Below are 8,447 nucleotides of genomic sequence, written 5' to 3'. Positions count from 1 at the left end.
GCTATTGAGCGTCAACAAGCACATAGACTAGAAAATTATAAATTATTGAGTGAAATTAAAACAATTCTGGGTAAAATTATTTAGCATATAATCTTTTGCAAGAAGTAAATTTATTATCAAAACCTCTTAATTACTAAACAAAAAAGTTTTGAAGGATAAACTAAAAATTTTGAAGTTAGATATAGTTATTTTGCGAATGATTATGATGTTAATTCACACATAATTTATAAAAACTTAGGTGGAATAAGATTGATTGTAGATACGTATGCATAATTTAAAAAATAGCGATGCATATGTTTAATATCTTTGTAAAGCTAATTATATAGTATATAATTCTAAGTTATCTAATCTTTTATAATAAAAGCAAAACATAAATATTTCCAAACAACTCATGGTATTTTTTAAAAATTGTAGTCAGAGATCATGTATCCAAACCTACTTGGATAGCAGCTGCTACCAGAACTATGTCACAAGACACTTATCTAATAGCACCAAATAAGTTCATGCTAGATAAAAAAACAAACAGTATACTCTACTAAAGATATTCATTACGGAGACATTAATCTAGTTAGATATCCACTAATAGATTTGATACTGAGTTTATCAGAGGAAAAAAACAAAATAACTTTATCTTAATTTGATGTTCACCATTAAGATAAAGTTATAAATTAATTAAACTATAAGACGTGTTTCTGAATAATGCTGTACCGAACTCATAAATCCGGACATTCCTTATCCGTGATTTTCTTATATGGCTTGTTTCCTAAATTGAATAGGAGACAGGCCATTTAACTTTCTTTCCATTCATAAAATGAAGATCTTGCCAGCTCAAAAATCTCTAACCACCTGCTCATTTTAATCTCTGCTTTAATTTGACTTACTTCAAGTACTGCTTGCGTCTTTTCTTTGTTTGAGCACGCTTTTCCCGAAGCAAAGCATCCAACTTTTTTGATAAAGCAGCGCTTTGCTTCAACGTACTCATTTCTTTCTATAAGTTCAATGAGAGCTTCTCTTTCAGACTTTGATAGTTCTTTTGGTTCATGGTTATTATTAGGCATAGTTATTCCTTCACGCTTTCTTGGTCTTCCTAAAGTACCACATACGCCGCTATAGCCCTCCAAATCATACTTTCGCTGCCAACTAGCTATTGTAGATGGATTCTTGGCCCCAAAGACTTGAGCTGTTTCTGAATAGGAAGTTTCGTTATTTATCCTATATTTTAATACGGATAACTTAAACTCACCAGAATATCGTGTTTTAGTTATACTTTTCTTTAGACCAACTTCGCCCTAGAGATTATAAGCCATTATCCTATTGTTTATCGTATCATGGCTTATATTAAACTCTTTTGAAAGAATGATTGCTCCAAATCCTTCTTCATATCTATTTATTATTTCTAACTTTAATTCATGGCTATATTTTGACATACAAATAACCCCCTAAATCCGTGTCCGGAATTAGGGGGTCAGTTTATACAGGAGATATGTCTTTTAGTTTTATCTTAACTCAGTAACTTTTTAATTTATTTCATTGATCATTTTGAATGAAATAGCATAATATAATAGATTTTAATAGATTAAAAAAAGTCAATAATATTAAGCCATAACTCATTTATTAACTGAATATTTAGATTTGTTTTCAATCTTTTAACCAACATAACTCATACTTAGTTTTATTCAATATTTTTTAATATAATTGATTAATTTAGACAACAAATTTTATTTTAGCTATTGTCTAAATTTCCCACTTCATAACTGTTTTACCCCAAGAAGTTGAAAGATCTTCTTCAAATGCGACAATAACATCTTCAATTGAGCGTACAATTAATTCTTTTCCTTTTAATAACGACAATTTATCTACTACATCAGGGTACTGTGTGTAAATATCTGCTACAGCTTGAAAGTCAGCAGCACCGCTACGACTACTTCCAATCAAAGTCAGACCTCTTTCTAACACCATTCTCGTATTAATTTCAACAGGATGTTCACTAACTCCTAATAATGACACAGAACCTTCCGGATTGATATGATCTATTATTTGGTCAATAGCATCTTGGCTACCACGACCTCCGACACACTCAAACGCATGGTCAAAAGTTAAATCTTCTGGAATATCATCAATATAAAAAGTTTCATCTATAAAAGAAAAATGGTTAAGTTTATACTCTGTTTTTCCAAATACATAAATTTTAGCCTTAGGATAAATTTTACTTAAAAGGATAGCGGTAATATATCCTAAATTCCCATCCCCCCAGATTCCAAAACTGTTAACATTCGGAATAGATTTCTTTTTAAAGCGATTAATCGCATGAATGCTTACTGAAACTAATTCTGAATATGATACAGTGCTAAAATCCATTTCATCAGGCAGAACAACAACTCTATCATGATCTAGAAATACATAATCTTGCATGAATCCATCGTAGCCACTTGATCTAAATTTACTTGATTTTAAATAGTTTTCAGCTATGACTTCATCTGTCTCTGTTGGTGTATTAGGCACCATAAGCACTTTTGTACCAACTTCAAATTGTCCTTTATTATCGTAAACTACTTCACCTACACCTTCGTGAATTAATGACATAGGTAATTTTTCTTTCATAGCTTTTTTTCCACGAGTCCCAGTGTAATATCTTTGATCGGCTGCACAAATTGATAAATAAGTTGGCCTTACAACCACTTTGTTTGAATTAATATCTTTATTTGTATAAGTAACTTCAAATTGTCTTGGAGATACAAGTTGATAAACTTGATTAATCATTTGAAATTCCACCTTTAATAATCGAATTAGCAACTTTCAAATCGTATGGTGTAGTTACTTTTATATTAAATAATTCTCCTTTAACGAGATATACATTTTCACCTTGTTCAACAATTATTTTGCATGCATCAGTAAGTACTTTTTTCTGTTCATCTGTGAGTGAATAGTAAGCATCTTTTAATAATTTTATGTTAAAAGATTGGGGTGTTTGACCTTGATACATTTCATCACGTACAGGAATATTAGAAATAGTTTTACCATCACTAGATATTACTATAGTATCAATAGCATTTATAACTGTATCAACAGCTCCGTATTCTTGTGCCATTTTAATATTTTCACTGATAATTCTATGTGTTAAGAATGGACGCACAGCATCATGAGTTACGATTATATCATCATCATTTGTGCCATAATTATTTTCAATATATTTAATGATATTCATTATTGTTTCATTTCGATCAGTGCCACCTTCAATGACAACTGTCTTATTTAAATCGATATTGTGTTTAGAAAAAATGTTTTTTGTGTGTTCAATCCATTTCTCTGGCGTTGCAATAATAATTTTATTAAAATTGTTCTCTAGCAAAAATTTTTCTACTGTATGAACAATAATTGGCTTATTGTCTAAATCTAAAAATTGCTTAGGAAGCGGGACATTACCCATTCTTGAGCCAATTCCTCCAGCTAAAATACCTGCATAAATCATTCATAACATCCTTCCAAGAGTTTTATATTTAAATCTATTTAATATACATCAATTTTACACTTTGCCACGGGTTATTTCAAAAAATCTTTAAACAAATATCTAAACTGACTTTACAATAGAATTTTTAACTCTAAATAATATAATTTATATAGTAATTTGCTCTCTCTAAAATTTGCATTTGTACTTTAGATACCATCTCTATTATGTTACAATTCCATTACAATAGTTACAAGTTGGAGGCAGCCTATGAAAAAATACATATTTCTCTTCAGTATTATTCTTGTCGTTCTAACGTTAGCCGCATGTAATAACGAAGAGCTCGCCAAAAATCTCAACAACGAGGAGTTTCATGATTCCATCAAACATGAGGATACGGAATCCACTGAATTCAAAATTGCCACGTATCAATCTAAAGAGAATCCTCTCATTGAAATTAAATATCCTGTTTTTAAAAATGATGATATCAATAATAAAATCATTAGATACCGTGATCACGATATCACTGAATTCATCAAAATGGTTAAAGATGATAATGAGAACAACTTATTAATCATCGATATTGATCCTAAACAGTTCAATGATGATGTCTATTTCTTTAACAAGACAAAGAAAGCGCGCATCTCTGATTCTGATTTCTTTTCACAGCACAACATTTTTGCTGTAAATCTAAAAAGTGGTCAGGTGGGTAGTACGGAGTCATTTTTAAAGACAGATTCTAAAACACGTGAGTCTTTGTTTAAAATTCTAGATGAAGCCATCAGTGCTGATGGTTCTATTTATCCTTATTATCAGCACCATAAACTTGAAGAGTATGTAAATAATCAGGCAAACGTCTTTCTGAATATCGAATTTGATGATGATTACGCAATTTTTCAATTTGATTCTGAGGAAATTGGACTGCCTGCAATGGGAACGCCTAAAGTAAAAGTATTAAAAGAAGACCTAATTCCTTTAATGGATGAAACCATCCAGCATTGTATCACTGGTAAGAAGCCTAAAGATGAAAAGTCAGAGCCTGAGGATACTAACGGTACAGGTAATAGTGAGAGTAACAAGACCAAAGAACATCTCTCCATTCGCGAGCTTGATCCAAACCGAAAAATGGTGGCTCTTACTTTTGATGATGGTCCGAAGGCGGATACAACGAATAAATTACTCGATAAATTACACGCTAAAAATGTGAAAGCGAGTTTCTTTATGCTAGGTTCTAGTATAGAGTCGTATCCTGATACGGCGACGCGAGTGGATCGTGAGGGGCATGAGATTGGAAATCATTCATACTCACATAGGGATATGATGGAACTAAACTTAGATAATATTTTAGCAGAAATTAATGATACAACGTCTCTGATTGAAACATTCACGAATCAAACGCCGAAATTTTTTAGGCCGCCCTATGGTTCATTCGATGAATCACTGAACTCAAATATCAACATAGAGACTGCGTTTTGGTCCGTCGATACTAAAGACTGGCTGACTCATGATGGTCAATCTATTCTGAATGAAATAAAAGAGAACGTTAGGGACGGCTCAGTCATTTTAATGCATGACATCCATATGGAAAGTGTAGAGGTCGTTGAAGCAGTCATTGATTACTTAAGAACTGAGGGGTATCAGCTCGTTACAGTTTCTGAACTGTCCTTCTATAAAGGTGCGGATACACTCAAGATGAGCTAGCTTCATAACGTACATTTTTTTAGTAATATGTTATAATTCTTTAAGATTGGAGTGTAGAAGTATGATAAAAAATATAATTAATTTCTCGATTAAGAATAAGCTTGCAATTGTTTTAATGACACTTATTGTTGCGATTGCTGGTGCTTATTCAGCATTGAAAATGAACATGGAAATGTTACCAAATATTTCTTCGCCTGTTCTCACGGTGACAACACCTTATCCAGGTGCGACTCCAGAGAACGTGCTTGAAAGTGTAACGGAACCTATTGAAAACCGCGTGTCTAGTATGGAAGGTGTAGAGGACGTCCAATCGCAGTCTATGCAAAATGCGTCAGCTATAACGATTACATATGATTTCGGCACAGATATGGACAAAGCTGAAGAGGAAGTAAAGAGTGCTATCGATTCTCTTGAACTTCCAAAAGAAGCGAATGAAACAACGATTGACCAAATTTCAATGTATGAGTTCCCGATTATCAGCTATAGCTTTACTGATAAAGACAATGATCTAGAGAAGCTAACAAAAGATATCGAGGGAGACTTACTTCCTAAAATTGAAGGTGTTGATGGTGTTTCTAAAGCAAGTTTCTCTGGTCAAATAATGACTGAGATTGATCTTAATTTTGATGAAAAAGCACTAGAAAAAAATGGTCTTTCTGAACAGGATGTGCTTCAATATATCAAAGCTGCTACGAGTGATTTCCCTCTTGGGTTATACACGTTTGGAGATGACTTAAAATCAATTGTGGTTGATGGGCAGTTTACTTCGATTGAAGCGTTAAAAGATTTAGAAATTCCATCTGGTCAAAAAGAGGGTGCTGAAACGCCTGAACTCTCTGACGCTGAAAAGGCACAAATGTCTCCTGAGCAACTTGAAAAGATGCAAAAAGAGATAGAAAAGAAAATGAAAGAAGCAGATATTCCTACAGTTAAATTAGGGGATATTGCAACGATTGAGAACACACAAGAGCGTGAATCTATTTCTAAGACAAACGGTAAAGATTCTCTTACAATTCAAATTGTTAAAACAACGACATCTAATACTGTATCTGTTGTAGATGGCGTTAAAGATGTCGTAGATGAGTATATAAAAGAAAATGAAAATACTGAAGCAGTACTTATGATGGACCAAGCGAAACCGATTGTTGACTCTATTAAGACGATGGTAGAGAAAGCGTTAATTGGTGCGTTATTTGCAATTATCACAATACTATTTTTCTTACGTAATATCCGTTCGACATTAATTGCAGTTGTTTCTATCCCAATGTCTATACTCATGGCATTTTTAGTATTGAAACAATTTGGCGTCACAATCAACATCATGACACTAGGGGCTATGACTGTAGCAATTGGTCGTGTAATCGACGACTCAATTGTTGTAATAGAGAACGTCTATAGAAGGATGAGACTTGAAGATGAGCCATTAAAAGGGCGCGCTCTGATTACAGATGCAACTAAAGAGATGTTTATTCCAATCATGTCTTCAACTGTCGTAACTATAGCGGTATTCTTCCCACTTGCGATGGTTACTGGTGAAGTTGGGGAAATTTTTAGACCATTTGCCTATACGGTCGTATTCGCTCTCATAGCGTCTCTTATTATTGCAGTCACGATTGTACCTATGCTTGCACATGTATTTTTTAGAAAAGGCGTAGGTAATTCTAAGAGCAAAGAGGGAAAACAAGGAATTATTCAACGTGTGTACCATAGCGTCCTAGAGTGGTCATTAAGTCATAAATGGATTGTAAGTACTATTGCCATCGTCATATTTGTTGGCTCACTTATGCTTACACCACTCGTGGGTACGTCATTCATCTCAACTGGTGATGATAAATTCTTAGCACTTACTTATAAACCAAGTCCTGGTGAAACGGAAAGTGAAGTTGTTAAGAAAGCTGAAGCAGTGGAAGATATTTTAAATGGTAATAAAGATGTTTTAAATGTCCAGTACTCAGTAGGTGGAGAAAACCCGATTAGTCCAGGTTCAACTACTGATACAGCAATGTTTGTAGAGTATGATAAAGACACACCTAACTGGGATACTGAAGCCGAAAGAGTGCTAAATCAGATCGCAGAGTTAAAACATGGTGGTACATGGAAAAACTTAGACGTTGCGACTGGAGGATCTTCAAATACTGTTTCAGTGTCTGTAACAGGACCTTCTATTGATGCAATGAGAGACACTGTAAATGAGGTTGAGGATGTATTAAATAATCAAGATACATTATCAAACGTATCATCGTCATTGAGTGAATCTTATGAAGAATATCAACTTGTTGTCGATCACAAGAAAGCTGCAAAACTCGGACTTTCAGCTGGACAAGTCGCACAGAAATTAAATCAATATGAACCAAAAGAAACTGTTGCAACAGTTGCACTTGACGGTGTAGACACAGATGTCATCCTAGTCCACGATAAGAAAGATTCATGGACAGAGAAAGAACTGAAAAACACAAAATTCACGACACCACTTGGTAAAGAAGTGAAGCTTGCTGATTTCGTTACATTTGAAAAAGGTACGTCATCAGACACAATCACACTTAAAAATGGAGATATTTCGACGACTGTAGATGCGAAAATTAATTCAAAAGATATTGGTACAACAACAAAAGATGTACAAACAGCAATCGATGAAATTAAAACTCCAGACAACGTTTCAATCAAAGTTGGTGGTACAACAGAAGATATAGAAGATAGCTTTAAGCAACTTGGAATGGCGATGCTCGCAGCGGTTGCGATCGTGTACTTAATTTTAGTACTTACATTCCATGGTGGTATTGCACCATTTTCTATCCTATTCTCATTACCATTTACGATTACAGGTGTGATTGTAGCACTCTTAATTTCAGGAGAAACACTCTCTGTACCTTCATTGATAGGGCTCTTGATGCTTATTGGAATCGTAGTGACGAACGCAATTGTATTAATTGACCGTGTGATTCGTATGGAGGATTCTGGTTTACCGACAAGAGAGGCACTGCTTGAGGCGGCAACAACGCGTGTACGTCCAATACTTATGACGGCACTCGCAACGATTGGTGCACTCATACCTCTAGTATTCGGTGGAGATAGCTCTGTATTAATCTCTAAAGCACTAGGTGTAACAGTTATTGGTGGATTATTGTCTTCGACATTACTTACGCTGATTGTTGTGCCAGTCGTTTATGAGATGTTAATGAACTTAAAACACAAATTTGTAAAATCAGAAGAATAAATTGAAACCACTAAGTCACAAAATGTGATTTAGTGGTTTCTTTTTTTGTCTAAAACATGCATGATATATTTAATAAGACCCTTGAGG

At 34.0% G+C, this 8,447-nt stretch carries 6 protein-coding genes and 1 pseudogene; 2 read left to right on the top strand and 5 right to left on the bottom strand.

All coding sequences use genetic code 11. The features are described 5' to 3' along the window. Positions 1-788: 788 nt before the first annotated feature. The 5 genes and pseudogenes from H9D55_RS08180 to H9D55_RS07340 form a co-directional block, all read right to left on the bottom strand. A complete protein-coding gene (locus H9D55_RS08180) occupies positions 789-1,058 on the bottom strand; it encodes a hypothetical protein (protein ID WP_235963138.1) in 270 nt (89 codons plus the stop codon). A 66-nt stretch (positions 1,059-1,124) separates the two neighbouring features. Beyond that, positions 1,125-1,265: pseudogene (locus tag H9D55_RS08250) on the bottom strand (helix-turn-helix domain-containing protein); the annotation flags it as partial. Positions 1,266-1,289: 24 nt separating this feature from the next. Continuing rightward, a complete protein-coding gene (locus tag H9D55_RS07350) occupies positions 1,290-1,427 on the bottom strand; it encodes a hypothetical protein (protein ID WP_186078172.1) in 138 nt (45 codons plus the stop codon). Positions 1,428-1,734: 307 nt separating this feature from the next. Further along, positions 1,735-2,760 carry a ribitol-5-phosphate dehydrogenase gene (locus H9D55_RS07345; RefSeq protein WP_186078170.1) on the bottom strand — a complete coding sequence of 342 codons (1,026 nt, stop codon included), beginning with the start codon at positions 2,758-2,760 and terminating at the stop codon, positions 1,735-1,737. Beyond that, positions 2,753-3,469, bottom strand: coding sequence for a D-ribitol-5-phosphate cytidylyltransferase (locus tag H9D55_RS07340; protein WP_186078168.1), 717 nt, complete (start codon positions 3,467-3,469; stop codon positions 2,753-2,755). The genes H9D55_RS07345 and H9D55_RS07340 overlap by 8 nt, the downstream gene beginning before the upstream one ends. A gap of 246 nt (positions 3,470-3,715) precedes the next feature. Between H9D55_RS07340 and H9D55_RS07335 the strand changes: the two genes are divergently transcribed. Both H9D55_RS07335 and H9D55_RS07330 read left to right on the top strand, forming a co-directional pair. Next, complete coding sequence (locus tag H9D55_RS07335) at positions 3,716-5,146, top strand: polysaccharide deacetylase family protein (RefSeq protein WP_186078166.1); 1,431 nt, start codon at positions 3,716-3,718, stop codon at positions 5,144-5,146. A gap of 61 nt (positions 5,147-5,207) precedes the next feature. Beyond that, on the top strand, positions 5,208-8,360 hold the full coding sequence (locus H9D55_RS07330; protein WP_186078164.1) for an efflux RND transporter permease subunit: 3,153 nt from the start codon (positions 5,208-5,210) through the stop codon (positions 8,358-8,360). The last annotated feature ends 87 nt before the right edge of the window (positions 8,361-8,447 follow it).

The sequence above is a fragment of the Phocicoccus pinnipedialis genome (assembly GCF_903994035.1).
GTDB classification, from domain to species: domain Bacteria; phylum Bacillota; class Bacilli; order Staphylococcales; family Salinicoccaceae; genus Phocicoccus; species Phocicoccus pinnipedialis.
This window is presented reverse-complemented; position numbering and strand designations above follow the sequence as displayed.